The 1,265-nt window shown below is 25.8% G+C and carries 1 protein-coding gene; it reads left to right on the top strand.

Features of this window, described 5'->3' with window-relative positions; genetic code table 11:
• The first annotated feature begins 390 nt into the window (after positions 1-390).
• The gene (locus ACFIKE_RS10790; RefSeq protein ID WP_375649906.1) at positions 391-750 is read left to right on the top strand and encodes a hypothetical protein; all 360 of its coding nucleotides are present in this window, start codon (positions 391-393) and stop codon (positions 748-750) included.
• Positions 751-1,265: the final 515 nt, after the last annotated feature.

The raw sequence follows: 1,265 nt of genomic DNA, 5'->3' as shown, positions 1-1,265 counted from the left end.
AATTTTGAAATTTCTTCATATGAAAATATAGAAGATCAATACTATATTTAAATTATTTAATAAATTATGTATTTATTAATGTATATATATTGTTTGTAGCCAACTAGATATTTTGTTATTTTATAGTTATCTGGATTTATAATCATAATTTTATAGAAACTATAAAGTTAAAGTACATATAATTTATGATTTATATCAGAAATTTTAATCTAATTTAAATAATATCAACAAATTATATATTGTGATATTATATTTTTATAAGTATAAATATATAATATATGTATTGTATCAAGCAAAAATAAAAATTTTATTTTATATTCTTCTTATTTGTTAATACTTTATGAATTCTATAGTTCATTTTTGATGTTTTAAATAAAAAAGGATAAAAAAATGTTTAAAATTGCTAGCTTATGTGTTTCAATAACAGTTCTTTTTTTTTCTCAAATTCTTGAGATTCATGCAAACTTTAGGAGAGGTAGCTTTCCAGAGGATGTTTTCATTATGATAGTGGCCCAAGAAAAAGAGCCTCTTATTTCAGCAAAAAACAAAGACTTTATTGCTATCTCAGGGAAAACTCCCAGAGGTAAGGAGAATGCTATCATCGGACCAACGGTCAAGGATGCTATTTTTACCGTATATTTTTTTTTCATTGGAAAGCTTGTAGTTAAGGCAGTTGGAGTCCTTAAAAGATGGGTTGTAGATACACTTTCTCATACTTTTGAAAACTGGCGAGGTTCGTATTATCATTGATTAAGCTATATCAATTTGTTTTAAAAATGAGTGCATGTGGTATTGAATACAATTTATGATGATGTGACAAGCTAAAAAGTGTAGAAAGTTTATACGGTATTAATAGAAAGTTTAACGCATGTTTCTCTTGAATATGATTATATCAATTTAAGGTTTTTATTTATAGCCTTGAAAAATATACACGACGAATGGAAGCATATGCTGCTCATGAAAGACAGTGTTGTTTTTTGCATTCACGGGTTTGTTTTAAGAAAATATTTCCTCAATACTTAAGCTTACATTTTAGGGTTGTATTAGTATTCAGTATAATATAAAAACACAATAAAGTCAATAGTTTGTGTGAAATTATTTTATAAGAATCCACTTAAGAATCCACACTTTTATGCATGATCCATTTGACCCTTTTTTATATAAGATTGCTATGTATGAATAGACCCCAAAAAGCTAATCATAAAGAAGTTTAAGAAGAAAAAACAACTTCAAAATGTCCTTCAAGCGTTTTAACTTCTTTCGGA

It is taken from the genome of Bartonella sp. MU70NMGDW (assembly GCF_042194085.1).
Taxonomy (GTDB): Bacteria; Pseudomonadota; Alphaproteobacteria; order Rhizobiales; family Rhizobiaceae; genus Bartonella; species Bartonella grahamii.
Note: the sequence above shows the minus strand (reverse complement) of the source record. Positions and strands in the feature narration are given on the sequence as shown.